18 protein-coding genes and 1 tRNA gene are annotated in these 25,926 nt (G+C 40.9%); 9 read left to right on the forward strand and 10 right to left on the reverse strand.

Annotated elements, in window-relative coordinates:
- Positions 1 to 89 precede the first annotated feature (89 nt).
- The 6 genes from ACXZ1K_RS19015 to ACXZ1K_RS19040 all read left to right on the forward strand — a co-directional run bounded on the left by ACXZ1K_RS19015 (position 90) and on the right by ACXZ1K_RS19040 (position 10,890).
- Positions 90 to 2,354, forward strand: coding sequence for a S9 family peptidase (locus ACXZ1K_RS19015; protein ID WP_458971268.1), 2,265 nt, complete (start codon positions 90 to 92; stop codon positions 2,352 to 2,354).
- Between the two features lie 273 nt (positions 2,355 to 2,627).
- Positions 2,628 to 5,807: a SusC/RagA family TonB-linked outer membrane protein gene (locus ACXZ1K_RS19020; RefSeq protein WP_458971269.1), complete on the forward strand. Its 3,180-nt coding sequence runs from the start codon at positions 2,628 to 2,630 to the stop codon at positions 5,805 to 5,807.
- An 11-nt stretch (positions 5,808 to 5,818) separates the two neighbouring features.
- Positions 5,819 to 7,351, forward strand: a complete 1,533-nt coding sequence (locus tag ACXZ1K_RS19025; RefSeq protein WP_458971270.1) for a RagB/SusD family nutrient uptake outer membrane protein — start codon at positions 5,819 to 5,821, stop codon at positions 7,349 to 7,351.
- Between the two features lie 33 nt (positions 7,352 to 7,384).
- Complete coding sequence (locus ACXZ1K_RS19030) at positions 7,385 to 8,068, forward strand: hypothetical protein (protein ID WP_458971271.1); 684 nt, start codon at positions 7,385 to 7,387, stop codon at positions 8,066 to 8,068.
- A gap of 15 nt (positions 8,069 to 8,083) precedes the next feature.
- On the forward strand, positions 8,084 to 9,073 hold the full coding sequence (locus ACXZ1K_RS19035; RefSeq protein WP_458971272.1) for a hypothetical protein: 990 nt from the start codon (positions 8,084 to 8,086) through the stop codon (positions 9,071 to 9,073).
- A 110-nt stretch (positions 9,074 to 9,183) separates the two neighbouring features.
- Positions 9,184 to 10,890 carry a DUF885 family protein gene (locus ACXZ1K_RS19040; protein WP_458971273.1) on the forward strand — a complete coding sequence of 569 codons (1,707 nt, stop codon included), beginning with the start codon at positions 9,184 to 9,186 and terminating at the stop codon, positions 10,888 to 10,890.
- A gap of 10 nt (positions 10,891 to 10,900) precedes the next feature.
- On the opposite strand, the gene ACXZ1K_RS19045 is transcribed toward ACXZ1K_RS19040, so the two are convergent.
- The 7 genes from ACXZ1K_RS19045 to ACXZ1K_RS19075 form a co-directional block, all read right to left on the reverse strand.
- Positions 10,901 to 12,319 (reverse strand): APC family permease, encoded by a 1,419-nt coding sequence (locus tag ACXZ1K_RS19045; protein WP_458971274.1) that lies wholly within the window; start codon positions 12,317 to 12,319, stop codon positions 10,901 to 10,903.
- A gap of 112 nt (positions 12,320 to 12,431) precedes the next feature.
- Positions 12,432 to 15,422, reverse strand: a complete 2,991-nt coding sequence (locus ACXZ1K_RS19050; RefSeq protein ID WP_458971275.1) for a beta-L-arabinofuranosidase domain-containing protein — start codon at positions 15,420 to 15,422, stop codon at positions 12,432 to 12,434.
- A gap of 69 nt (positions 15,423 to 15,491) precedes the next feature.
- A complete protein-coding gene (locus ACXZ1K_RS19055; RefSeq protein WP_458971276.1) occupies positions 15,492 to 16,445 on the reverse strand; it encodes a hypothetical protein in 954 nt (317 codons plus the stop codon).
- 154 nt (positions 16,446 to 16,599) lie between these two features.
- Positions 16,600 to 16,806 (reverse strand): helix-turn-helix domain-containing protein, encoded by a 207-nt coding sequence (locus tag ACXZ1K_RS19060; RefSeq protein ID WP_458971277.1) that lies wholly within the window; start codon positions 16,804 to 16,806, stop codon positions 16,600 to 16,602.
- Positions 16,807 to 16,810: 4 nt separating this feature from the next.
- Positions 16,811 to 17,800 (reverse strand): DUF2975 domain-containing protein, encoded by a 990-nt coding sequence (locus ACXZ1K_RS19065; RefSeq protein ID WP_458971278.1) that lies wholly within the window; start codon positions 17,798 to 17,800, stop codon positions 16,811 to 16,813.
- A gap of 359 nt (positions 17,801 to 18,159) precedes the next feature.
- A complete protein-coding gene (katG, locus tag ACXZ1K_RS19070) occupies positions 18,160 to 20,436 on the reverse strand; it encodes a catalase/peroxidase HPI (RefSeq protein ID WP_458971279.1) in 2,277 nt (758 codons plus the stop codon).
- 162 nt (positions 20,437 to 20,598) lie between these two features.
- The gene (locus ACXZ1K_RS19075; RefSeq protein ID WP_458971280.1) at positions 20,599 to 21,243 is read right to left on the reverse strand and encodes a DUF6266 family protein; all 645 of its coding nucleotides are present in this window, start codon (positions 21,241 to 21,243) and stop codon (positions 20,599 to 20,601) included.
- 522 nt (positions 21,244 to 21,765) lie between these two features.
- On the opposite strand from ACXZ1K_RS19075, the gene ACXZ1K_RS19080 reads away from it, so the two are divergent.
- On the forward strand, positions 21,766 to 21,957 hold the full coding sequence (locus tag ACXZ1K_RS19080; protein ID WP_458971281.1) for a hypothetical protein: 192 nt from the start codon (positions 21,766 to 21,768) through the stop codon (positions 21,955 to 21,957).
- Here ACXZ1K_RS19080 and ACXZ1K_RS19085 read toward each other — a convergent pair.
- The 3 genes from ACXZ1K_RS19085 to ACXZ1K_RS19095 form a co-directional block, all read right to left on the reverse strand.
- Complete coding sequence (locus ACXZ1K_RS19085) at positions 21,954 to 23,003, reverse strand: aldo/keto reductase (RefSeq protein WP_458971282.1); 1,050 nt, start codon at positions 23,001 to 23,003, stop codon at positions 21,954 to 21,956. The two genes, ACXZ1K_RS19080 and ACXZ1K_RS19085, sit on opposite strands and share 4 nt — an antisense overlap.
- A 96-nt stretch (positions 23,004 to 23,099) precedes the next feature.
- Complete coding sequence (locus ACXZ1K_RS19090; protein WP_458971283.1) at positions 23,100 to 23,621, reverse strand: tetratricopeptide repeat protein; 522 nt, start codon at positions 23,619 to 23,621, stop codon at positions 23,100 to 23,102.
- A gap of 262 nt (positions 23,622 to 23,883) precedes the next feature.
- A tRNA-Ala gene (locus ACXZ1K_RS19095) sits at positions 23,884 to 23,957 on the reverse strand.
- Positions 23,958 to 24,105: 148 nt separating this feature from the next.
- Between ACXZ1K_RS19095 and ACXZ1K_RS19100 the strand changes: the two genes are divergently transcribed.
- Both ACXZ1K_RS19100 and ACXZ1K_RS19105 read left to right on the forward strand, forming a co-directional pair.
- The gene (locus ACXZ1K_RS19100) at positions 24,106 to 24,837 is read left to right on the forward strand and encodes a head GIN domain-containing protein (RefSeq protein ID WP_458971284.1); all 732 of its coding nucleotides are present in this window, start codon (positions 24,106 to 24,108) and stop codon (positions 24,835 to 24,837) included.
- Positions 24,837 to 25,925 carry a serine hydrolase domain-containing protein gene (locus tag ACXZ1K_RS19105; RefSeq protein ID WP_458971285.1) on the forward strand — a complete coding sequence of 363 codons (1,089 nt, stop codon included), beginning with the start codon at positions 24,837 to 24,839 and terminating at the stop codon, positions 25,923 to 25,925. The genes ACXZ1K_RS19100 and ACXZ1K_RS19105 overlap by 1 nt, the downstream gene beginning before the upstream one ends.
- The last annotated feature ends 1 nt before the right edge of the window (position 25,926 follow it).

Here is a 25,926-nt window from a genome sequence, read left to right on the forward strand (position 1 = left end):
TCTCTTGCTACAATAGGCTAATTCTTAGAAAAATCCCTCGCTTTAATGTTTCTATTTTTACCATTCAACCCTTTTAAGCTTAAAACACGATGAGATTTTTACTTTTACTTATTATTTGCAGCACCTTCTTAATTTCAAATGCACAACAAGCCTACAAACCAAACCACCAGGAACTGATCGCTGCCTATAAAAGATCAGCAATGCTGGATACTACAGCATCCAAGAAAGTATTCCGGGCATCAGTACGTCCAAATTGGAACCCAGACGGCAAATCCTTTTGGTACAGGGTTGCCACTGCTTTCAATACAACAGAGTTTATGCTGGTAGACTTGATTAAAAACACTAAAAGCAAAGCATTTGATCATGAAAAACTGGCAGTTGCTTTTAACAAGGCAACTGGTAAAAGTATAACAGCAGGCACACTTCCCATAGAAGACATGATTGCTAAACCCGGACAGCCGAGCATCATGTTTATGTCTAATAAGGTATGGTATCAATGGCCATTGAATAGCGATTTGGTTACTGTAATGAGTACGCCCCCAAAAACGACAATAGATCCTGCAGAGCGATACAGGAGACAAAGAAACTTTGGTCAGCGGGAATTTGTCTCTCCAGATAAAAAACACACTGCTTACATTAAAGAGGGAAACATCTTTGTCAAAACAGAAGGTATAAAAGAAGAAATACAATTAACAAAGGATGGCAAAACAGGCGAGGAATACGGCAGAATGAGCTGGTCACCAGACAGCAAAAACTTAATTGGGTATAAAATAGATTTCAAAGAGACTAAAAAAGTATATTACATTCTAAGCTCGCAACCTGGAACATTTAGAGGTGAGTTGAAATCTCAGGACTACATGCAGCCGGGTGACGACTTTACCAGCTTTGAAATGTACATTTTCAACATTCAGGATAAGACGGCGAAAAAGGCGGCGGTAGATAAGATAGACTTTTTCGGTCCGGCGCAACTCCATTGGAGAAAAGGCGACAATAATATCTTTACTTTCGAAAGAAGAGACAGAGGCCATCAGCGCTTCCGCGTTATTGAAATAGATGTAAGAACCGGATCTTCAAAGAATATTATAGACGAAAAGACCAATACCTTTATATATGAACAAAAGATATTCACAGAATATCTTCCGGAAACCCATGAAATTGTCTGGGCAACTGAGAAAGACGGATACAGGCATCTTTATTTGATTGATGAGCTAACAGGAAAGGAAAAAAACAGAATCACTAGCGGAGAATGGGTTGTAAGGACCATAGATAGTGTAGACGTCAAAAAACGGGAAGTATGGTTTAGTGCCAGTGGCATGAACCCAAAAGAAGACCCTTATAATGTTCATTACTATAGAATCGGATTCAATGGCAAAAACTTAATTAAGCTAAGCCCTGAAATTGGTAACCACACCCTCAGTTTCTCGCCAGATAAATCTCATTTTGTTGATACCTACTCACAAGTCAACGTTCCTCCTGTATCTACACTGAATAGAACGAGTGATGGTAAAAAGATTATGGATATAGAAAGAGCTTCCCTTGATGAATTCCAAAAAATAGGCATTAAACTACCAGAGGTATTCGTGGCGAAAGGAAGAGATGGTAAAACCGACATCTGGGGAATTATGAGTGTTCCATCAAATATGGACAGCACAAAGACCTACCCTGTCATAGAGTATATATATGCGGGTCCACAGGACTCCTTTGTTCCTAAAAACTTTTTACCCTACAGTGAAATGCAAAGTATTGCAGAATTAGGATTCATTGTGATACAATGTGATGGTATGGGAACATCCAATAGATCCAAAGCATTCCATGATGTATGCTGGAAAAACCTGGCAGATGCAGGTTTTGAAGATCGGATCTTATGGATCAAAGCGCTTGCACAAAAACACAATTATATTGACGCGACACGTGTTGGTATTTACGGCACCTCGGCCGGCGGACAAAATGCGGGTGGTGCTGTCTTATTTCATCCGGAGTTTTATACCTCTGCAGTTGCAGCCTGCGGTTGTCATGACAATAGGGTTGACAAACAATGGTGGAATGAACAATGGATGGGTTATCCAGTGGGTCCGCATTATGAAGCACAATCTAATATCACCAATGCAGGAAAATTGAAGGGCAACCTAATGTTATTAGTTGGCGAAGCAGATACTAACGTACCACCTGAGTCAACATACCGATTTGCAGATGCACTCATTAAAGCAGGAAAAACTTTTGAACTAATAGTGGTTCCAGGACTTGGCCATAGTGATGGTGGAATATTTGGAAAGAATAAAAAGCGAGATTTTTTTGTTAAAACGCTCCTTGGAGTGGACGGACCTAACAGAAATTTAGATGAATTAACAAAATGACATCAAAAAATGATCAAATAGCCTCAATAAATAAGATAAAAGAAAAAATAAACTAGAAATAACACTTCCAGTTAATAATAAATCGCTTAAAAATTATATTATCGCAAAAATACCGGCAAATAAAATAGGCTAAGTGTAATTATAACACTAAGTAGCCATAATTTAACATAAAATACAGTAAAATACGACTGACAAATGTTAAAATATGCTAATTGTTTGTAAAATAATGGATATACTTTTAGACATCTGTTAACTAAGCTAACTACTAATTTTATGAACCAAAATTTTACCAAAATTACGACCAAAGTTTTATTTGGAATTTTCTTCTACCTGCTTATACCTTGGCATGCCTTTGCCCAGGGCAGTCTTACGGGTACCGTTCTTGATGAAACGAAAAAACCAGTTCCCGGTGTTACCGTTATGGAAAAGGGAACAAAAAATGGAACAATGACCAACGCTGATGGAAAGTTCGCGTTAAAATTGACAAAACCAGATGCCATCGTTGAAGCAAAGATGATCGGTTACGTCACCAAAGAACTTTCCGCAGCAGGAAAAACAACCCTAGTTTTTAACATTGCTGAAGACAACCAGACATTGAGTGAAGTGGTGATGGTTGGATACCAGACCATCAGCAGAAAGAAATCAACTTCAGCGATCTCTAGTATTTCTGGTAAAGAGTTAGCCAATTTGCCAACTGCAAGTTTCGACCAGTTACTACAAGGTCGTCTCGCTGGGGTAAACGTACAGAATTTCACTGGGCAACCTGGCGCGGCACCAACAGTATCGGTAAGGGGTAACTCGCAGATTAACAGCAGCTACAATGAATATAACGTGATTAACACTCCATTGTACGTAGTTGATGGAATTCCACAACCAGCAGAGGAATTCACTGCACCAGGCGCCGGTACAGGTACCAATTATTTAGCGGGCATAAATCCGGCTGACATTGAAAGTATTGACGTACTTAAAGATGCAGCAGCAGCAGCTATTTATGGGTCAAGAGGCGCCAATGGGGTAATCATGATCACTACAAAAAAAGGAGTTAGCGGCGAGCCTAGAATTACATTGAATTCATTTGCAGGCTTTGTTGAACGTCCAAATCTAAGAGATGCCACATTGGGTACCACCGAAAGGAGACAGAAATTGGACATTTTACAGAGACAATTGACTTATGACCAGTTAAGAAATCTGCCTGCAATTCTTACTGACAGTCTTAACCCTGCATACAATGCAAATACTGACTGGCAGGATTTGTTCTACAAGAGAGCATATACACAGAATGCCGATTTAGGTATTAGCGGTGGTAGTGACAATGGAATAACTTACCGTTTTAGCGGCGGCTATTATAATGAAGAGGGTGTAGTTAAAGGCACAGGATTCAAACGTTACTCCACAAGATTAACTATGTCTACTCGCGCGGCAAATCAAAAACTATTGATCAGCCCAATGTTTTACTTTTCAAGAACTGATAGAGCGAGAGGAAACGGTGATCCGAATGACCCGGCAAATCCAATAAGACTGGGTGCTGGAAACATGCCATCTTCTTTAATTAACTTATCACCAGAAAAAGCAGCATTTTACTTGGATCCGACAAGCGGCAACCTGGATAAGAATATCGGCAACCAGTTGACCATTAACTTGAATTTAACTTATGAGTTCGGGAAACACTTGGTCTTTAATTCGCAAAATTCGATGTTGTATAATAACACCAGAAGAGACAGGAGTTTAACGAGTCTATTGAACAACGGGCTGGGAAATTCATCGTATAGCTTTACCGATGTAACTTTGAGCCCAAGAACGTCAAATTACTTTACCTACAATAACCAGTTTAGCAAACACAGTGTGAGCTTTGTTTTGGGCCAGGATTTAGATTATACTCAAAACCAGTCCACTACCGCAGCTGGCTTTGGTGGGGCTTCCGATAACATTCAAACAGTTTCAGGGTATCAACAATCAAGAATATTAGCAAATTCCGATTATCAGGCATTCGGCCAGGTATCTTATTATGCGAGAGGAAACTATGACTTCGACAGCAGGTATTTTGTGACATTCACTGCAAGGACTGATGGGTCTTCTAAATTTGGAAAGAACAATAAATGGGCTTACTTCCCATCAGCTACTTTAGGATGGCTTGTTACGGAAGAGAAATTCATGAAGGACATGGAGAATAGCCCATTAACTAAAATGATGATCAGAGCCAGTATCGGCAGATCCGGGAATTTACCTAAAGGATTAGGACAAAATTACCTTCAATACAACATATACAATGTTAATAACGGAAGCTATAATGGCAACCTTGGGGCGACTTCTTATAATGGAGTAACAGCCATCACTCCGAACTTTGTTAACGGTGCGGCACAAAATAGCCTCAGTTGGGAGAAATCCTTACAATGGAATATCGGTACTGACATCGAATTTAAAAATGGCAGATACGGAATAAGTCTTGATGCGTATAACAAAGAATCAACAGATTTGCTATTTGACGTATTGTTACCGGTAACAACTGGTTACGATCAAGCCAAAACAAATGCTTTAGGCGTACGTAACAATGGTTACGAGCTTTCCTTAAGAGCTACCCCAATTGAAAAAGGATTCAAATGGAATACCAATTTCAATATCTCCTACAACAAGAATACCATCATGAACCTCCCTAACGGAAACAGAGATATCGTTTTCAGTGGTGATCGTTTCGACAAATCGCACATCCTTTCTGTAGGTAGCCCTCTTAACGCGTTCTATTTATACAGAACTAAAGGGGTCTATTCGAGACTAAGTGATGTTCCTGTAAATCCTTTAACTGGTGCAAAATACAGCAGTCAGGGTGAGTACGGCGCAGGAGATTTCTACCTTGAAGATCTAGATGGAAACTTTATGGTAGATGTTTTCAACGACGGCATCAATCCTGATAAATTGCCAGTAGGCGATCCAAATCCAAAATGGACAGGCGGTTTTAGCAACAACTTCACTTATAAAAACTTTACCCTCGGTGTTTTTGCAACTTTTACTCTTGACCGCGATGTTTTGAACCTATTTGATTCAGATCGCTTCGCCAATTCTCAAGATGGAAATGCGATAAGTAACTTCGCGAGCTATTCAACTCCTGATTTTAGCAAAATCAATATCTGGAGACAGCCTGGTGATGTTGCAGATTATGCGAAATATGACATTGGAACTTACAGATACTATTACACATCTGCGCAAACTTTCTTCTTAGAGAAGGGGGGCTATCTAAGGATCAAAAGTGTTAATATAGGATACAACCTTCCATCAAACACACTTAAAAAAATGGGCTTTGGCAAATTCTATGTCTATGCACTTGTGGATAATTTAGCGATGTTCCAGCAATCAAAAAAATTGCCAGATGCAGAAGCGGTAAATCCGTATGGAGAGTATAAGGGAACTGGATATCCTATTCCAAAAAAATTCGTTCTAGGTCTTGATATTCAATTTTAACACGAATAATAATGAAAAACATAATTAAAAATATAGGTATAGCAAGCTTGTTGCTGGTTGTTGCAGCCACCAGTTCATGCAAAAAATTACTTACACAAGAACCAAAAAACTCAACCTACCAACAAGTATTCTGGAAAACTTCATCGGATGCAAAAAGCGCCATTGCAGGCAACTATGCCTTGCTAAGAAATGCATTCACAGATAAGGAGAATAGATACTACATGTATGGTGATGCAATTGCTAAGAATTATTTTACCATCCAATACAATGGTGATGGTTTAGAAGGAATACAAAATGGGGACTTTACGTTCCAGTATAACTTAAATACCCTTGGTAACTACACCGTTTATTATAAATCGATAGCTATGTCTAACATCGCGCTATTAAACATCGGTAAAATGACGGAAGAGCAATTAAAAGATGCGGAGAGTCCAGCTCAATTTAAAAGAGACATGTTGGGCCAGGCATATTTTCTGCGTGCCCTTGCCTACTTTTCGCTAGTTAGAGTTTGGGGAGATGTACCAATTGTAACTGAAGCTTATGAAGATCCATTGACGGCACCACAATTGCCAAGGAGTCCTAAAGTGGAGGTAATGAAACAAGTTGAAGACGATTGTCATAAAGCTTATGAGTTGTTAACCTGGTCGTATTCAAACTCCAGCGATGCGAAGGTTACTGCTAATCGTGGTTCAGTTTATGCATTATTAGCTCACCTTTACCTTTGGAGAGCAACCATGACCACGGTTACAAGCACACCGATCATGACAGATGTAAATAGCGCGGACACGACCATTAATGCACTAATTTCTAAAGGCGGATATGCGAACACCATTACTAAGCCTGCTGATGCAGCAAAATACAGAGACATATTTGTGGGCAGATCCAGCGAAGGCATCTTTGAATTTAATATGAGCGAAAACACGCTGGAAGGCTCTTCTTCAAATATTGGAACGAGATTTCTGAACAGCACGTACATCAATAACTACGGCAGTGAGGGAAGATTCTTTGTAGTTCCGAGATACTTCAGCGATAACTTTGGTGCAGACACATTAGACGTGCGTTTTCAAGAAGGCTTTGCTTTGAGAGGTGCCGCTAAGCCAATCACTGTTAAGTATTCTAATGTGATCTATCGCAATCCAGGTCAAAAACTGGATGCTTACCTGAGCAATAACATGGTTGTTTTCAGATTGAGCGACATGCAACTTTTAAAGGCAGAAATTGCATTATACAAAGGTGATGCGCCTACAGCCAGAACCATTATCAACGGTTTTAGAACGAGAAATAGCCCAAATCCGACATTGATCCCTGCCGGACAAAGTGTAGACATTGTCATGAATGAATACATCAAGGAGCGTAGTAAAGAATTATTTCTTGAAGGACATCTTTTCTATGATTTATTAAGGACTAGAAAATATGGAACGACGGTCGACTGGCTTACTCTGGACAGGTTCAATAGAGAAGGTTTTTACTTCCCGTTAGACCCTGCATTATTCAGGCAAAACCCGAATCTAAAACAGACTAGTTACTGGTTAGGCAAAGTGTAAACTAAGTTGATGGTATTCAAAAACATAAAAATTATGAAAAAATATATAGGCATTTGTATTATATTTTGTGTGGTCATACTTGCCTCATGCAAGAAAGACGATTACAAAAATGACGGGGGCGTAAGTAAAGCATATGTGGACATGACCACATATGATTACTTAAAATCAAACCCAAAATTTGACTCCCTGGTAAAGGTAATTGACAGGGCTGGACTGAAAGACGCGGTTAACGGAAATGTGACCTTCTTTGTGACCACTAACTACGGAATTGTCGATTATGTAAAGGCTAAAAAAGGCGAAAGAGCTCAACAGATTGGCAATGAAAACTTTGATTTTGGCATCAAAGACATTCCCGTTAAAGAGCTAAGCGATTCATTAAAAACTTACCTGTTTGCCGGACAAATCAACAGAGACCAAATTACTGTTTCAGGTAAATTATATAATAGTTTATTGGGAGCTCAACCCAATATTCAATACATGATTAGAATGAGAAGATCCTTTGAATACTCGAATTACCTAAACTATGTTGATTATGTGAATTATGTAAAAGTGATTGGCACAGTTGACGCGAATGAATTGGACCCTAACAGCATACCTGACGACCAAATTGACAGAGTGGTTGAGGTTCAAACTTCTGGAATTGTCACGAAGACCGGGATCATTCACGTACTGAGCGGAAATCACCGCCTATTCTTTAACGCAATGTCCCTAGACTAATTAAATCTATACAATATGAAATTCAAATACACAATTGGCTTTATGATGCTGGCTAGCATTGTTGCCTGTTCAAAAATTGATAAAGGTTTTCAGAGTACTAATGTCCGCTACAAGAACGGCGATCTGATCGCAAAACGCGGATTAACATTGTACCAGTCAGATCAACTCAACGCAGATGGCTCAACACCGCCATATTCCTTCAAATTATTGAATTTGAGAAATCTGGATGGAAGTCCTGCACCAAAGGAGTTTACAACTGAGTATGAAATCACTGTATTTAAACCTGGTCAGTCTTTTAATGCGGAAACAGATACCTCTGTTGCACTGTTAAATAAAAAAAGGGAGACCATAAAAACACTTCCTATGACGTTTAATGAGAAAAGTGGTCAGCTTTCTTTCAACAAAGCATCAGCGAATATTCCGTTAGGGAAATATACGTTTGATATTGAAATGACTAACCAAACGCGGGTAAATCTTTTTAAGTCGATAGCAACAGTTGACGTTCAAGACCCAAAACCGGAAGATCTATTTGTAATTACAGACGCTGTAGCGAATGGTTTTAGCGATCAGACTGGAGCTGCAACTGCGCATAAGAATCCAATAATCACCTGTACAAAAATTGCAAATACAGGAGCGAGAGCTATCCTGAAAATGGTAGATAAAAATGGCAGAACGTTTAACCCGAAAGCAGGTGAAATTATTAAAAGAGGTGATAGACCTGTGTTTGAAAACTACGCTAAATTTAATAAGGTGATTCAAACCGATACCGCATTAATCTGTGATTTCGAGATTGCTCCATTTCCTTTGGTTAAATACGTTGATTGCTGTACTGACTGGGGCTTCTTGATGTATTACAGAATTCCAAGTCAGTTCGTAACGATAGACGGTCCTCAATTTACTCCCGATAAAGGAACATTCTCTGTAAACCCAAGATGGTCATGGCAATTGAAACTGGAAGGCACCTATGTGATCCAGGTAAAATTCACTGACGTAACGCACAAATAAACGCACATATAGACTTAGGTTAGTAAATATGTTAGTCCTACGGCTTTTCCTGGAGAGGAAAGGCCGTTTGGATTTTTAGCCCAATATGAAAACCATCAATTACAATCAATATGCTGAAAATCAAATCCCTTTTAACTACAGCACTTGTGCTCACTGTAATCTTACAGAGTGAGGGACAAACCAAGAAGATTGCTGTCATCATGGAGCACTATCAGGCAGACACGTACCTGCTCCGTGACTTTTACACCATACAAACAGCCCCAGAAACCAGAACAAGATTTAAAACACTAGCCAACGACTACCTCAAACAGCTTGAAGCAGAAGATTTCAATAGCTTTACCGTAGGTGATAAGGTTGATTACCTACTGTTCAAAAGAGATTTACAAGAATCCTTATTGCAGTTAAGCAAAAGCGAAACGGAATACGAGAAAGTAAAAGGCCTGTTTCCATTCGCTGATCAACTCTATTCCCTGGAAAAATTAAGCCGGAGGGGAACAACCGTTGAAGGTCAGAAGATAGCCGAACAACTCAACACCATAAATAAGCAACTGAAAACCTTAACTGCCACAGGAGCAGTGAGTCCAAAACTAGAGCCGGCAACTGCAATGTATGCAGCAACTATTGGTCGTGATCTAAGAAAAGCGAACAAGACTTCATTCGATTTCTACAATCAATATGATCCGATGTACAGTTGGTGGGTACCTGCTACCTATAAGGTAACGGACAGCTTATTACACGTCTATTCGAGAAACATAGCTAAAAACGTTAAGACACCAGAAACCGCTAAAAACGAAGACCCCACGCTGGTTGGAAATCCTGTTGGTCGCGCAGAAATAGTGAGAAAGCTAAACCAGGAAATGATCGCCTACACTCCTGAGGAACTCATTGAAATGGCCAATAGAGAGTTGGCATGGTGCGATAAAGAAATGCTGGCTGCCACAAAAGAAATGGGTTTGGGTACTGATTGGCGGGCAGCAATGGAAAAGGTAAAAAACACCTACGTTGCACCAGGCAAACAGCCGGAGCTCATTGTAAAACTATACAATGATGCCCTCGACTTTATTAAACCAAAAGACCTGATCACCATCCCTCCTCTTGCAGAAGAAACCTGGGGCATGATCATGATGACACCACAAAGACAACTGGTAAACCCATTTTTTACAGGTGGAAGCGAGATCAGCATTTCCTACCCGACTGCGGGTATGGAATACGACGACAAGATGATGAGCATGCGCGGGAACAATCCATACTTCTCCAGAGGTACGGTTCAGCATGAGTTAATTCCGGGTCATAACCTGGAGTATTTCATGATGCGCAGGTACAATACCCATCGCAACTTCGACACGCCATTTTGGATGGAAGGATGGGCATTATACTGGGAATTATTGCTTTATGACATGGGCTTTGCAAAAACCCCTGAAGAGCGCATCGGTATGCTTTTCTGGAGAAAGCATCGCTGTGCAAGAATTATCTTCTCCTTAAATTACCAACTGGGCAACTGGTCGCCAAAGCAATGCATCGACTTCCTGGTAGACCGTGTAGGCCATGAACGTGCTAACGCAGAAGGAGAAGTAAGACGTTCTATCGCACCATGGACAGATCCATTATACCAGGTTGGCTATTTAACCGGCGGACTACAGATCTGGGCACTAAAGAAAGAATTGGTAGATTCTAAAAAGATGACCTTTAAGCAATTCCATGACGCCATCATGCAAGAAAACAACATGACAATAGAAATGCTTAGGGCCATCCTTACGAAACAGAACTTAACGAAAGACTTTAAAACCAGCTGGAGGTTCTACGACCTCAAAAAATAAGGGTATAATATTAAATCGTGTCTTCTTTTATAATTTTAGTTCGAATTAAATAATATATTGGGATACCGGCCAGGGTTATAATTAATCCTGGCCAGGTAAACTTAGGCTTAAAGATGATCAGCAAAATACAGAAGGCCAAGCCCATTAATATATAGAGGATGGGCAAAACAGGATATCCTACTGCCTTATAAGGCCTATCGGCATCTGGCCTCTTCTTTCTAAGAATAAATATGCCGGCTATGGTTAGCATGTAAAATCCGACTACCACAAAGGAGATCATATCTAATAAATCACCATACTTTCCGCTAAAGCACCACAAGCAAGCAAAAATACACTGAATCCATAGTGCAAAGCCAGGAACCGAATTCGTATTCAAGGTACCTGCCTTTTTAAAGAATAAGCCATCTTTTGCCATGGTATAATACACTCGCGCACCGGCCATAATCAAACCATTGTTACAACCAAAAGTAGAGATCATGATGGTCAATGCGATGATCATGGTACCAGAGTTACCAAAAATAACACTAGAAGCCGTAATGGCCACCCTGTCTTTTTCCGCAGCGGCGATATCCTGCAAAGAAAGTACGCCTGTGTACATAAAGTTGGTAGCCACGTATATAATGGTCACAATCAAGGTTCCAAGAAAAAGACTCAAGCCAATATTCCTTTTGGGGTTCTTTACCTCACCGGCAATAAAGGTTACGTTATGCCAGGAGTCACTGCTAAAAATAGAGCCTACCATGGCGGCGGCAACAGCACCCAATGCCGGCACAAAAGTGTAGCCTTCTTTAAGTCCGGAAGGAAGTAACTTGTGCATATCCCACACGTTTTGCCAGTTACTTTTCAATATGGCTGCTTTTGCAGCAAAGAAGCCAAAAAGAAGTAATCCACCAAGACTTAACAGCTTTACTAAGGTGAAACTGGTTTGGATATTTTTACCGCTCTTCACCCCTCTTGTGTTTAAGAAAGTTAAGCAAATCACGATAACAACAGCCAGTATTTGGGCAGGCGATATGACTACAAATCCCAAATCGGCAAAGACCAGATCTTCACTGAACATTGGGAATACATAAGCAGTAAATTTCGCAAAGGCAACGCCTACCGCAGCAATGGTTGCCGTCTGAATTACGGCAAAGAAACTCCAGCCATAAAGGAAGCTAATCAATGGGTTGTATGCCTCTTTTAGATACACATATTGCCCACCTGCCTTTGGAAACATGGCACTCAGTTCCCCATAACAAAGTGCCGCAGCTAAGGTCATAAACCCGGTAATGACCCAAACCAAAATTAACCAGCCAGAGCTGCCTACATTTCTAACAATATCAGCACTTACTATAAAGATTCCGGAGCCAATCATACTGCCGGCTACCAGCATCGTTGCGTCCATTAAAGACAGAGAGGGTTTGAATGATTTAGAAGTTTCAGTCATCTGGGAGTTTTTGTTTAATTCAAAAATAAAAGTTAAACAACCAGAAACCACCCCTGAATTAACCAACGTTCCACCGATATTAACAAGAAGTTTTATCGGCAGAATCTAGCCGCTACTTCAACGTCACATCAAGATAAACCGAGTGCCTGCCATAAGTGTCGTAGAAGGGCTTAAAGACTACGTCATCTATGGTAAATTCCAATTGCTTAGGATCACCTTTTATCGACTTGCTGATGTCTGAAGCATCTAAGCTTACTTTACGCCATTCCTTTCTCGCCTCTGGCTCCTGAGCTGCCAGCAAGATAGGTCCATAGAATAAACTGGCAATGTTCTGCTGATCCATAATCGGATCCAGGTGAAACTGAAAAGGCATCCTCAATTCTACCACATCACCATCTTTCCAATTACGGCTTATTTCCAGGTAGCTTCCTGGATTGGCCTGTAGATTTTGCGCCACTCCATTAATGGTTACAAAATACCCGTTGGTTGCCCACCCGGGCACGCGAACATTAAGCGCAAACTTTCCACCTCCTCTGATGGTCAACTTGGTATGGTCTTCCTTCGGAAAATCAGTAGTTTGCTCAACCTTCACTTTTCGTTCTGTCCAATCAAGAGTAGAAGCGATAAATAAGTTTACATAGAGTGCTTTGTTGTCATTACTTTTGAAATAGATGGAATTCTGCAACTTGGTACTACTTTCTATTGCTGTACCATTGCAGCAAGTAAAACCGGTCATGTCTGCATTACCAAACTGCTTCAATGATCCTGGTCCCAGCGGCACATGATAGGTATTGGCAGGACTGTTTTCTGCTACTGAAGCTAGAATATCGTTATACAACCCACGCTCGTAATAGTCCATTAATTCTGTACGCTGATCAAACAGAAACAAGTCGCTGGTCAATTTCAACATATTATAAGTCGCGCATGTCTCATTCTGCCCGCCTGCAGAAAAGCCGTTTTCATACAGTGTTCCTGGCTGTGCAATAAAGCACTCCGCATTTGCAGGATTCCGCGCCCCTGCCACTCCTCCAATACTGTACATATAATCGTTCACAATCTTATACCAAAAGTTATCAGCTATCTTATAATATTCTGGCTTAAGAGAGGCGCGGTACATTTCTATACTCCCCACAATTTGAGGGATGTGCTGGTTGGCATGCAAGCCACGGAAATTGTCTACATTTTTTGCCAGCCCATTGGAATGTGCAGGATCACCAAAAAACACCTTGATGTTATCAAACAATTGAGCAGTTTTCAAGTACTGAGGTTTGTTGGTGATGCGGTATAGATGCGCCATAACTTCATTCATCCCACCAAATTCTCCGGCTATATAGGTATTCCACATCTTTATTAGTGTTTCCTGAGGCATTACACTTAAACGCGCATATACCCAATCGCTCATGTTTGTGGCGACTTCAAGCGCCTTTTTATTACCACTCACTTCATACACATCAATTAATCCTGCTAAGATTTTATGCAGGGTATAATATGGAGCCCAAATCTGTGTTTTTTGTCCACCGTACTTAGCTCCGTTCTCTAACATGATAAACTGATCCGGAGGATAAGCGCTAATGAAACCTTTGCCCCAATTCCAGTAATCATTACGGATGCCAGCATCAGTAAGATCGGAATCGTAGGCTGTTTTACCCGGACCATAAGGTACAGCCTTAGGATCAGACACGAAGCTACCTCCTGCGGTTTTTGGCTTTCCGGATAATTGCGACAGTTCATAGAGGCTATTTACCATATACTCCATTTTTTTTGCAAAGTTGGCCTGCAGTGCCTTATCATACCCTGTACCCGCATAGGCCTGAGCAATCGCTGAAAGATAATGACCGGTGGCATGCCCCCTCAATTTGGTATCCTGACTGTCCCATACACCCAGAGGCTTTGCACCCTCGGGTTGTTTCTGACCAAAGGCACTTCTAAACATATATAGAAATGAGTTCGGGTCGGTTTTAGCTAAGGTCTCAATAAACTTATCACGGTTCTCAATAAACTTAGTTTCATGACCATGAGCATCAGCCGTTAAAGCAACATGATCTAAATCAAAAGTCTGCAACTTAATAGCTGGCGTGGCTTTGCTCTTTGAATCCTTTACAATTATAAGTGCCTTAGGCCTTAAATCTGTTCCCGGCACACGTCCTGTAACTGTATATTCTCCAGTCTTAAGTACCGACGAATTGTCTGTATCGACAGGCCATAGCACGCGTACTTTCGGGCCTTTCATCTCATCTTTATAAGTGCCATCCACATAGCTAGGTAACCTTGGCAAGTTCCCAACCTCTGTTTCTAATTTCACATCGGCAACCTGAGTTAAATAGCCATTGTAAAGTTGAGGTTGGGTATCAGGAAATTTTGGAAGCTCGTCTACCGACTTTCCCACATTGACCGTACTTTCCTGCGTGCCTTTCAGGGCATTGTAATAAATACCTGCAACCTGCCTCCTGCTCAATGCAACCCTGTAAATACGAAAATCATGTAACATGGCATTGAGGTTGGCATCTCCGGCTGATAGGGATTTACCGATATAGAGTGTTTTACTGCCTCCCGATTGCAGGCTAAGCATTTGGGTAACTTCCGCAGGTATATCTTTTGTTTCTACAGGCTTGCTATCAATATAAGTAATTATAGATTTTGAAGGAACATCAACTACCAGGGCAAGATGTACCCATTTGTTAAGGGCTATCGCCGGTGTAACCGCAGCAAAAAGATGCTGTTTAGCGTCCTTTCCAAAATCAAAAATATGCTGACCTTGTTGGGCTGAAAGCAGGTAAACCCATCCTGAGATGCTGATCGATTCTAAATCTGTTAATGTGCCCCCTGGGAGCATTATAAAAGAGTTGCTTTCTCCAGAGAGCGACAAGACTTTTCCAAACTTATTGTCGGTAACAAACTTTGATCCTGCACCCCGTAGATTTCCGTGCAAATTATTACGGGACCAGTCTTTCGCATCCCCGTTAAATAAATAACGAGCAATCATCCCAGTTTCACCAATTCCATCCAATATCTGATCACCACTTTGTGCCCGGACGCCGCTAAGACTCTGTCCAAAAACAGCTAAGAACAGCACGATACGCAAGAATACGCTATATATTTTCATAATTGTAAGACTAGAAAGAATCCCTGTGTTTCTTTGTGTACATTTTAGCTAATAGCTACATGATATTGATCAATTCTTAATTGGCCCGATATACCCTTTTGCCATTACTAAATTGGCATATTTAATATAATGGTTTTCGCCGCGCGGACTTTTATCATCATAAAATTCAATCCAAAGGTAATTGATGTTCAGCTTTTCGGTTGTGCGCCATTTAAACCCGCCAAAGGCGCGATGTTTTGAGTCGTTGATCCATGAGTCCACGTCCCAATACCCATTAGGAAAACCAGGCCCCCAATATCCAACCTCTACACCGTCTTGCCACACTCTTAACTCGCCGTTGGAAGCAGTTACCGGATTATTCAATCTAATCATCAGTTCTACACACATCCATTTGTCCCAGGTTAATTGTTTTGCCGTTGGGCTTCCGTTAACCATATCATTGCCATAGCATTTATCTCCTTTTGTACTTTTGCCCTCACCCCAATAGAGGTAGGTGTCCATGTTAGGCTCATTCACTGGTTCATAAGCAATTGAAATACGCTGATCGCCCAGTCCGCATACACCTGCTCTTGGGTTTGGATAAAAAGTTGCAGGATTATACCCACCAAGCCAGACCGATTCGTGGTGAATATAGCCTTTGGATACAGACGGGTACTTTACATAATAGCGAAGATATATGGTGCCATCAAAACCCGTGTGGAATTGCTTGTACAAATGACCGCCATCGTTTTCAGTACCTATGCTTGTCATCTTTATCGCATTACCAGACTTGCTTCCCTTAGGCAGGTCTTTATGGTCCAACACCATCCCCTCGCCATTTTTAACATCATTATAACGCTTAAGAATGCTAGCCATTCCATCACTAAAATTTTCAGCGTACAACACATCTTTATCTTTTTCTATTCCGATATCATGAGGATAGGCATTAGCAATTGCAGGTTGAAGGTTTGCATGTTGGATAGGCTTAAAGCTTGTAAGCAATATGATTATCATTGCCGATGTAAGGTATTTTTTGATGCGCATAATAACATCAAGTTAGCATAATTAATTGTATGGTGAACACTTGGTCTGTGCCGTAGTATTTAACTGTTCTAGTACTCCGCAAGTACGTTGCATATCCATTTTTAATACAATTTGAATGACTTTTAGACTGCAGCACAACCAGAGTACAACTGCATTATTCTTCCCTGTATTCCAATACGTCTCCGGGTTGACAGTTTAAGGCTCTGCAAACTGCATTCAGCGTTTCAATTCTAACGGCTTTTGCCTTGCCTGTTTTCAAAATAGAAAGGTTAGACATCGTAATCCCTACTTTTTCGCAAAGTTCCGTAAGCGACATTTTGCGTTTGGCCAGCATTACATCAATATTTATAATTATCGCCATGTGGTTATACCGTTAAGTCGTTTTCTTCTTTTAGCGCTTTTCCTTTTTTAAAAGCTCTATAAAGGGTTGCAAAAATAAGACATAAAATTGCGGGTTTGCCTAAACTCTTCCAGGATTCAGCATCCAGTTTAATGTCAGATGTAAAATAGGAATGGAAAATTAAAGGTAGTACAAGCAAATCAATTAAAAATAAACCTAGCGGTATAATCAACAGGTTAAGTGTAATGAATCTTAAACGCATCACATTCCTTTCAGAAAATGGTGTACCCTGAGCAATTTCTGCCAGAAATTTTATAAAACTACCAATCACAAAATAAACAAAGTAGATAAAGAATGATACGCCCAACCCTATACCGATACCCCTGGTAATCATAAAAGTGGTTTCCCCTACAGGAACCATAAGCCCCCTGTTATTCACACCAATTCGAAAAGGCACAGCTTGATCTACATCATGACATGTAAAAGATCCTTCGCCGTTAGAATTTATACGATCTGGTTTGCAAATCTGTTTTCTTAAGTAAGACTGGCCATCTTTCACATAATAAGTAACACGACCAGGAAGCTTTCCAATTGCAGTATCAAGTTTCCAACTGCTAAAGCCTAAGAGATATTCTTTATTTTTAGCATCACGAACGTCCATCGTGAAAAAATTACAACGCTCACATCTCACCATCGTATAGAAGTTTACAAAACCCATTCCTACGCTACTTCCCAGATTTCCATTTTTTAATAGGCGAGAAAGTTTTATGCTGTCTTTTAGATGCATGTATTTATCATGAGGCATAGTAGCTGGAATTTCCGGATCTATTGGGGGCAACTCTTTTTCCTCGTAAGAAGGGGGCTTACTGGCATATACCGTATCGATAGTCGTGGTCGTATCGCTGTTTGTTACAGAACTAGACCAGAATATCATTACAATAAAACCGATAAATAATAAAATGCCTGTACCAATGACAATGTTGATAATACGTGAGGTTGTTAAATTTGCTTTCATATAATTTGAATTTACAAAAGCAAACATACAAATAATCAATATACATATATTGTAAATCAATAAATATATATTGTTTTAAATTTCACATGATAATGCAAGTAGCTATGGCAAATCGCTAATCAAGGTATTTCGACTGGTGAAACCCGGATGCCATCCCAACGATCTGATTAAAATAGAAGCCTTACTCATGCAAGATTTGGTGCTGTGTTGTTTAATGTTGTTTTCTCGTTGAGGTCGGCTTCAATGTAACTAATGACATAAGTGAATGAAGATGAGCTTAAAAACTCAACACCTGTAAAGCTTGCAGAATAAATAATATTGCCCCCTCAATTGGCTTAAACAATGGAGGGGGCAAATATTTAATTCAAATCAAACCTATCTAGATTCATCACTTTAGTCCAGACTTTTATAAAATCGCTTGTAAACTTTTCAGCAGCATCGCTGCTGGCGTAAACTTCTGCAATTGCCCTTAGTTCTGCATTAGAGCCGAATACAAGATCTGCACGGGTAGCGGTCCACTTTGGCTGACCAGTCTTACGGTCGCTTCCAAGATAAACTTCGTTTTCCGATGAAGTGGCTTTCCAGGCGGTATTCATGTCCAGTAAGTTCACAAAGAAATCATTGCTTAGCTGTCCGGGCTTCTGCGTAAAGACGCCTTTTTTTGACCCATCGTAATTCACATCAAGCACCCTTAAACCACCAATTAACACGGTCAATTCTGGAGCGGCTAAGCTAAGCAGATTGGCCTTATCGATTAGTAACTCTTCAGTTGAAACTGTAAATTTGGTTTTGCGATAGTTTCTAAATCCATCCGCTGCTGGTTCCAGATAACCAAAAGATTCCACGTCAGTTTGCTCTTGTGAAGCATCCATACGACCCGCAGTAAATGGCACCGAGAGATGTTGCCCAGCATCTCTAGCTGCCTTTTCTACTGCCGCCGAACCTGCAAGAACAATTAAATCAGCTAAAGATATTTTCTTGCCATCGCTTTGTGAACCGTTAAAATCCTGCTGTATGTTTTCCAGCGCTTTCAATACCTTTTGCAGCTGAGGAGGATTGTTAACTGCCCAGTCTTTTTGTGGGGCAAGCCTGATGCGCGCACCGTTTGCTCCGCCACGTTTATCTGAACTACGGAATGAAGAAGCCGATGCCCACGCGGTAGAAACTAACTCAGACACACTTAAACCGGCTTCCCATATTTTTGCTTTCAATAATTCGATGTCAGTCCCATCAACCAGGGTATGGTTTACTGCAGGAATAGGATCTTGCCATAACAGTTCTTCCTGTGGAACATCTGTACCAAGATAACGAGATACTGGCCCCATGTCGCGATGTGTGAGCTTAAACCAGGCTCGGGAAAATGCATCAGCAAATTGATCCGGGTTTTCCAGAAAATGTCTGGATATCTTTTCGTAAGCAAGATCTACCCTCAAAGCAATGTCACTGGTAAGCATAGTAGGCAAATGCTTTTTTGCACTATCATACGCATCAGGAATAATTGCTTCTGCATTTTTCGCTACCCACTGATGAGCACCGCCCGGACTTTTCGAAAGTTCCCACTCAAAGCCCAAAAGGTTTTCAAAATAGTTATTACTCCATTGTGTAGGCGTAGTTGTCCAGGTAACTTCCAGTCCGCTGGTAATTGTATCAGGCCCTTTACCAGAGCCATAACTATTGCTCCATCCAAAACCCTGTTGCTCAACATCTGCAGCCTCCGGCTCTTTGCCTACATGGTCTGAAGGCGCGGCACCATGTGTTTTACCGAAGGTATGTCCACCTGCAATTAGTGCAACGGTTTCTTCATCATTCATCGCCATGCGGCCAAATGTTTCGCGAATATCTCTGGCAGAACCCAGGGGATCAGGATTACCATCCGGTCCTTCAGGGTTCACGTAGATCAACCCCATGTGTGCCGCTGCAAGTGGTTTTTCCAGCTTGCGCGATTGGTGTTTGTCGCCATCTGCATCCTCATCGGAAACCAATACACCATCACCTTTTACGCCGGGTGCACCATCTGCATAACGCTTGTCATTACCCAGCCAGGTAGTCTCAGCACCCCAGTATACGGATTCGTCCGCTTCCCATGCATCCTCACGCCCGCCGGCAAAGCCGAAGGTTTTAAAGCCCATGGATTCCAATGCTACGTTTCCTGTTAGGATCATCAAATCCGCCCATGAAATCTTACTTCCATATTTTTGTTTGATAGGCCAGAGTAGTCGGCGGGCCTTGTCAAGACTTACATTATCTGGCCAACTGTTTAAGGGTGCAAAACGTTGCAATCCTGCCCCTGCACCACCGCGACCATCACCTACACGATAAGTTCCGGCACTGTGCCATGCCATGCGTATAAACAAGCCACCGTAATGGCCAAAGTCTGCCGGCCACCAGTCCTGTGAGTCAGTCATGAGTGCCGTAAGATCGGCTTTCACCGCTTCCAGATCAAGACTTTTAAAAGCTTCAGCATAATTAAATTCTTCTCCCAGCGGATTAGACACTGGAGAATTTTGCCGCAGCATATTTAGTTTTAACTGGTTTGGCCACCAATCTTTATTTCTTGTGCCCGTTCCGGCAACACTGTGTTTCATACTGCCGTTATGGAACGGACATTTACTGATATCATTTGCGTCGTTTTCCATGTTTATATTTATAAGATTTAATTTACCATCTTGGTTTACATAAATATACTGGAAAAAGGCAGTAGCTGGAAATCATTAAATTTGATAAGGGCATAGTTAAAAACTATGTAGGGGCTGGGCTAACCTACCAACCCCTGCTGCACCTACAACGATTCGATCACATTACAACTGCAGTGTGCCCCAGTACACACTTTCAGCAACCTTCTTTCTATTTACTGAAGTCATGCTGAAATACACATGGACCAGCTGCCCAACAAAATCTTCGTCGACTGAAAAGTTAAGCTTCTCTGCAGCCCTTCGAGCACCTCCAATACACCCTTCGGTTTCGTGAAGTTCCGGACTATACAATACCATCATCAACTGGTCGTCGTAAGAGGTCCCTCTAACTGCATTCTTATCCCAGGTGACTTGCAAGCTACCGAGCGTCAAGATGCTCACCTGAATATTTTTTACCATGTGCAGCGTCCCTTCACTGATCTTCAGCTGTTCATAATCAACCGCGAGCTCTGGATAAACACCAGTAAACGCTGTTCGATAATTGTTCTTGCAATGGGCATTCATCTCCGTCTTGAAGACCGCAAGCTGCGCATACCCAACCGTTACATAGGGGATAAACGGAGTTTGAAACCTGGTGATGTAAACAAGCTTGTGTTGGGCATCAATACGCCCCTGACTTACCGTTCGTTTGTGCTTGGGTTTGAGCTTTGGTTTGTCTTTAATGTAAGAAATTCCTTTCCATGTGCTGCCTACCACAGCACCAATTTTTCCTGATACGGGACCTAAAATCCCTTTTTTTAATTTGGCCATTTTTGTTGTTGTTAAATGGGTGAATAAATAAACAATTAGTTTTTGTTGCACGATCGTTCGATAAGCCTTTATGAGCTCAAAAGCATGATTTTGGGTTAAAATCGGGCTTTAAATGGGTTTTCAATGGCTTAGGCCGTTACCAACCCGTTACAGACCCGTTGCATACCCGTTACAAACCCCTTGTTTTTATAACTCCAACATTAACCTTTTTAAGCTTTTCTCATCCGGCATCTTCCTGATGTTTAACAATGCAAAGGAAAAGTATTCTATAATGCTACGGTAGTGCAGCATGGTGCATGCACCCCCATAAAAATCTGTCATAAATCAGTAAATATCGGACTTATAACCTATTTAGAACACATTTATTTTAGGGTTGAAAATAACTGAAAATAGCTTCACAGGGTACTTGAAGGCGGTTTTATGGTGCAGCCTTAAAACACTGTTTACAGATCTGAAATCACCTTTTTTACCAATAATGTGAATAACTCCTCTATAAACAAAACAACACCTATGCAATAGGCTATGGAAGATTTGCTAAAAAACACGACAACGCTTTTATTGGAATACAATAATATTATCGTTGAAAGCTTTAGTATACAAGATTACAGAAATTACAATGAGGTTGTTTTGTCTGCCACAAGTTGCGCAGTAAAAGGGAATACTTCCGTACTTGACAAAACTTCAAGCCAAAGCAGTGAAGCCTCTGCCATTTAACGGCGCTGCCCGTAAAGATCCGGGTCGGTTTTTAGCATCGGAAATTGTCGCTGATGCCAGTATGGATAGGAAGGCAATTCGTCACTTACCTGATCTAATCTTTTAACCTGTTCCAGGGTTAGGTTCCAGCCTACGGCACCAAGGTTATGTTTTAACTGATCTTCATTTCTTGCACCGATGATGATGTTAGCAACAGTCGGCCGCTGCAATAACCAGTTGAGTGAGATTTGAGTAACAGACTTACCGGTCTCCTCCGCCAGTTCGTCCAGCACGTCAACTATATTATATAACCTGTCATCGTCCGCTTCCTTATTTTTTACAGGATTTCCGCCTTGCGCAATTCTGGAATCTTGTGGCATCGGTTGATCCCGACGATATTTCCCCGTCAACTTTCCACTTGAAAGTGGGCTCCACACTATCGTGCCAATGTTTTCTTCGATTGCCAGCGGCATCAATTCCCATTCGTAATCGCGATTCAACAAAGAATAATAGGCTTGATGCGCAACATATTTAGACCAGCCGTAGCGTTCTGATACGGACAGAGATTTCATTAAGTGCCAGCCTGAAAAATTGGAACAGGCGATGTAACGGACTTTACCACTTTCAACCAGGGTTTCAAGTGCTTTTAACGTTTCGTAAACAGGCGTATTAGCGTCAAACCCGTGCATGTGGTAAATATCAATATGATCCGTACCTAAACGTGCTAAGCTATCTTCACAGGCTTTAATCAGATTTAAACGTGAGGACCCAAAGTCATTTATACCATCGCCCATTGGAAATGTAGCTTTGGTTGAAATTAAAATTTTATCGCGATTACCTGAAATAGCTTTTCCTAATATTTCTTCAGATGCTCCGGCAGAATAGACATTTGATGTATCGAATAGATTTACTCCGGCATCCAGGCAAAGGTTTACCATGCGGGTAGCCTCGTCAACTTGTGTGCTAGCCCATGCTTTAAAAAATTCATCACCGCCACCAAAAGTAGCTGTACCAAAACTTAAAACCGGCACCCTTAGTCCGGAGTTGCCCAATTGTCTGTATTCCATATCTTCTTAACAGTATCTAAGCAAAATTAGTTTATTTTTCGCAACTGGTTATTGACTTGATTTTCTAATGCCTAAGATTTCTGAACTCATCGATTATTATTCTTGAAAGGTATAACGTACACGATCCATGGTCTGCTGTTTGTTAATGACGCGCTTAATATGCTCTTCGTATGCAGTATGATCTGTTTGACAGGTAGCTGCAAATAATGCTAACCTATAGTTCTCTTTCGCCGAACTAAAATCTTGAAGTTCTTCGGCATACAAACCCAGGCTTTGGTAAATATCCGCCTTGCACACACCAGGAATAGATAGAGCTTTATCTGCAATCTGTTTAACCGATTTGTGCATTTTTAATGTGATCAATAACCTTAGGTAGTGTTCATAAACTTCTGGAAACATTTCATCCATTTCAATACATTTTTTAAAATGGTAACCCGCTGTTTGGTAATCCTTAAAATGACTATAGTACAAACTGCCCAATTGGTAATATGCTCTTGCGTAGTTTGGTTCTGAATGTATAATTTCGTTAAATAAACGAAGTGCTTTTGGCAATTCACCGTAATTTAGTTCTTCTACGGCCTGCAGGTATTTTTCTTCTACCGTGTATAAAATATCCATGGGGATCAATATATTTTTTCGAGGGGCTTGCCCTACGAATTAATTAGTAAAATTTGAATTTATTTTGGGCGAACCCGGAGGAAATGTGCGTGACGCACTATTTCATACCCGGGCCCATTAACCAATAAGACTGGCTATTTAGGTTTTGGCGGATATGTTTATAGAATAACATGACTATTTTTTTTCAAATATAGGAATATAACGGGATGAAAACAAAAGTGCCCTTGATAGTAAACCAAGGGCATTGTCTTTAAACTATGGGTGGAGAATATCGGATTCGAACCGATCACCTCTTCACTGCCAGCGAAGCGCTCTAGCCAAATGAGCTAATCCCCCATTGGGGCAAAAGTAACTAAATTTAGAAAGGCTGCAAATAAAATATTTAAATAGATAACGCATGCAACCTCTTTTGGTTTTTTGCGTCTTATAACAAATCAGGAATTATAATGTTCAATTCTTATCTTTAAACCCTAAGTTCGTTATTATGAAAAAACTACTTTCTATCTTATTTGCAGTTGCCTTAGCTAGTCCGACAGTAAACGCATTAGCAGGAACACCAATTAATATTAGTACTTCTGCCCTTGTTCAAGATCAACGAGATGTTAAAAACTTCAATGGCGTTGGGGCAGGTGGGCCAATTGAGGTGATCATTACAATTGGCAATAATGAAGGCTTGACCTTTGAAGGTGATGCCGAAGCCATTGCTACCCTTGTATCTGAAGTTAAAGGCAATATATTGATCATCAGACCTAAAACTAGCTGGACCAGTTGGTCTCATAAATACGAGAACAAGAAAATTATTGCTCGCGTATCTGCAAAAACTATTACCAGCTTGACCATGAGTGGTAATGGAAGTATTAAAGTGAACGGCACTGTAACCGCAGAAGCCTTAACTACTAGTTTAAGCGGATCTGGAAGCATTACTGCTAAAATTGATGCAGATAAATTAACCAGCGTAATTAGCGGTTCTGGCGTACTTGAACTTAGTGGTAAGGCAGGCAAGGCAAATGTAACTGTGAGCGGATCTGGTAAATTTAATGCGAAGACAATTGCCCTTTCTGATTTGGACACCAGGATTAGCGGTTCTGGCGCTGTTAATGTGAAAGTTGAGGACAATATTAATGCATTAATTAGCGGCTCTGGTCACGTTTATTATAGTGGCAATCCTAATGTTGAACAAAGGGTTCTTGGATCTGGCGGCGTAAGTAAAATTTAATGAAACAGGCGCTAGTCGTTATAATTTGCATTTTTCTTTCCAATTCAGCAAATGCGCAGAATCTCAGCAAAACCGCTGACAGTTTGCGCATTGCCAGTGAAATACCAGAACTGGCTTATGCTATTTTAAAGAGTGATTCAATCCTCGTTACAAATACGCTTGGATTTCATCGGAACACACTTAAAAATGATGATACTAAGGCATTGCCTGGCGATTACTTTCACCTGGGATCGAACACTAAGGCGATAACGGGACTGATTGCAGCCTACCTTGTTGAGCAGAATAAGATTAGCTGGACGGCTAAACTATTTGCGCTACTACCTGGCTGGAAGGCTAGTGCAAACCCGGCTTATTACGAAGTTACCTTAGCTCAATTGCTCTCACATAGGGCTAGGATAAAACCTTATATCAGCGGAACAGAATTTCAGGCTCTACCTAAATTTGCGGGTACTAAATCGGATCAGCGGAAGTTATTTGCGTATTACCTGCTTACCAATGAACCTATTGCTAAGAACAACGATACCTATACTTACTCAAATGCAGGCTATAGTATTGCTGCAGTAATGCTGGAGACCGCATCTGGTAAAACCTGGGAAGAATTGGTTGATGAAGTACTGAACAAAAAGCTGCACTTGAAATACAAGTTCGGTTGGCCAAACAGAACTGACAAAAACCAACCATCTGGCCATTGGCTGGAAAATAATGTACTCACTCCACTTGATTCTGCTACAGCTTATAACCTTAACCTGATTGAACCTGCCGGGGACATCAGTATGCCAATTGCCGACTATGCCAGGCTTATTCAAATGCATCTGGACGGACTAGAAGGAAATAACAACTTTTTAAAGGCTCAGACTTATAATTATTTGCACTACGGCTTACCGGAATACGCCATTGGCTGGTTAAACGTTAATAAAACCGACAAGCATTCTTCTGAGCATGCAGGTTCCGCAGGTACATTTTATACGTATACAATGCTAAATAAGGACAAGAACATTGCCTACATCATTATGGCTAACGCAGCTACTGAGAAGGCACAGGATGGGGTATTCAAGTTGTTTAGGGAAATGGTCAAATCAATAGAATAGA

It is taken from the genome of Pedobacter jaeyakensis, assembly GCF_054461315.1.

Coding starts and splice junctions, on each gene's coding strand:
- ACXZ1K_RS19015 (WP_458971268.1), top strand. CDS start 90: ATGAGATTTTTACTTTTACTTATTATTTGCAGCACCTTCTTAATTTCA.
- ACXZ1K_RS19020 (WP_458971269.1), top strand. CDS start 2,628: ATGAACCAAAATTTTACCAAAATTACGACCAAAGTTTTATTTGGAATT.
- ACXZ1K_RS19025 (WP_458971270.1), top strand. CDS start 5,819: ATGAAAAACATAATTAAAAATATAGGTATAGCAAGCTTGTTGCTGGTT.
- ACXZ1K_RS19030 (WP_458971271.1), top strand. CDS start 7,385: ATGAAAAAATATATAGGCATTTGTATTATATTTTGTGTGGTCATACTT.
- ACXZ1K_RS19035 (WP_458971272.1), top strand. CDS start 8,084: ATGAAATTCAAATACACAATTGGCTTTATGATGCTGGCTAGCATTGTT.
- ACXZ1K_RS19040 (WP_458971273.1), top strand. CDS start 9,184: ATGCTGAAAATCAAATCCCTTTTAACTACAGCACTTGTGCTCACTGTA.
- ACXZ1K_RS19045 (WP_458971274.1), bottom strand. CDS start 12,319: ATGACTGAAACTTCTAAATCATTCAAACCCTCTCTGTCTTTAATGGAC.
- ACXZ1K_RS19050 (WP_458971275.1), bottom strand. CDS start 15,422: ATGAAAATATATAGCGTATTCTTGCGTATCGTGCTGTTCTTAGCTGTT.
- ACXZ1K_RS19055 (WP_458971276.1), bottom strand. CDS start 16,445: ATGCGCATCAAAAAATACCTTACATCGGCAATGATAATCATATTGCTT.
- ACXZ1K_RS19060 (WP_458971277.1), bottom strand. CDS start 16,806: ATGGCGATAATTATAAATATTGATGTAATGCTGGCCAAACGCAAAATG.
- ACXZ1K_RS19065 (WP_458971278.1), bottom strand. CDS start 17,800: ATGAAAGCAAATTTAACAACCTCACGTATTATCAACATTGTCATTGGT.
- katG (WP_458971279.1), bottom strand. CDS start 20,436: ATGGAAAACGACGCAAATGATATCAGTAAATGTCCGTTCCATAACGGC.
- ACXZ1K_RS19075 (WP_458971280.1), bottom strand. CDS start 21,243: ATGGCCAAATTAAAAAAAGGGATTTTAGGTCCCGTATCAGGAAAAATT.
- ACXZ1K_RS19080 (WP_458971281.1), top strand. CDS start 21,766: ATGGAAGATTTGCTAAAAAACACGACAACGCTTTTATTGGAATACAAT.
- ACXZ1K_RS19085 (WP_458971282.1), bottom strand. CDS start 23,003: ATGGAATACAGACAATTGGGCAACTCCGGACTAAGGGTGCCGGTTTTA.
- ACXZ1K_RS19090 (WP_458971283.1), bottom strand. CDS start 23,621: ATGGATATTTTATACACGGTAGAAGAAAAATACCTGCAGGCCGTAGAA.
- ACXZ1K_RS19100 (WP_458971284.1), top strand. CDS start 24,106: ATGAAAAAACTACTTTCTATCTTATTTGCAGTTGCCTTAGCTAGTCCG.
- ACXZ1K_RS19105 (WP_458971285.1), top strand. CDS start 24,837: ATGAAACAGGCGCTAGTCGTTATAATTTGCATTTTTCTTTCCAATTCA.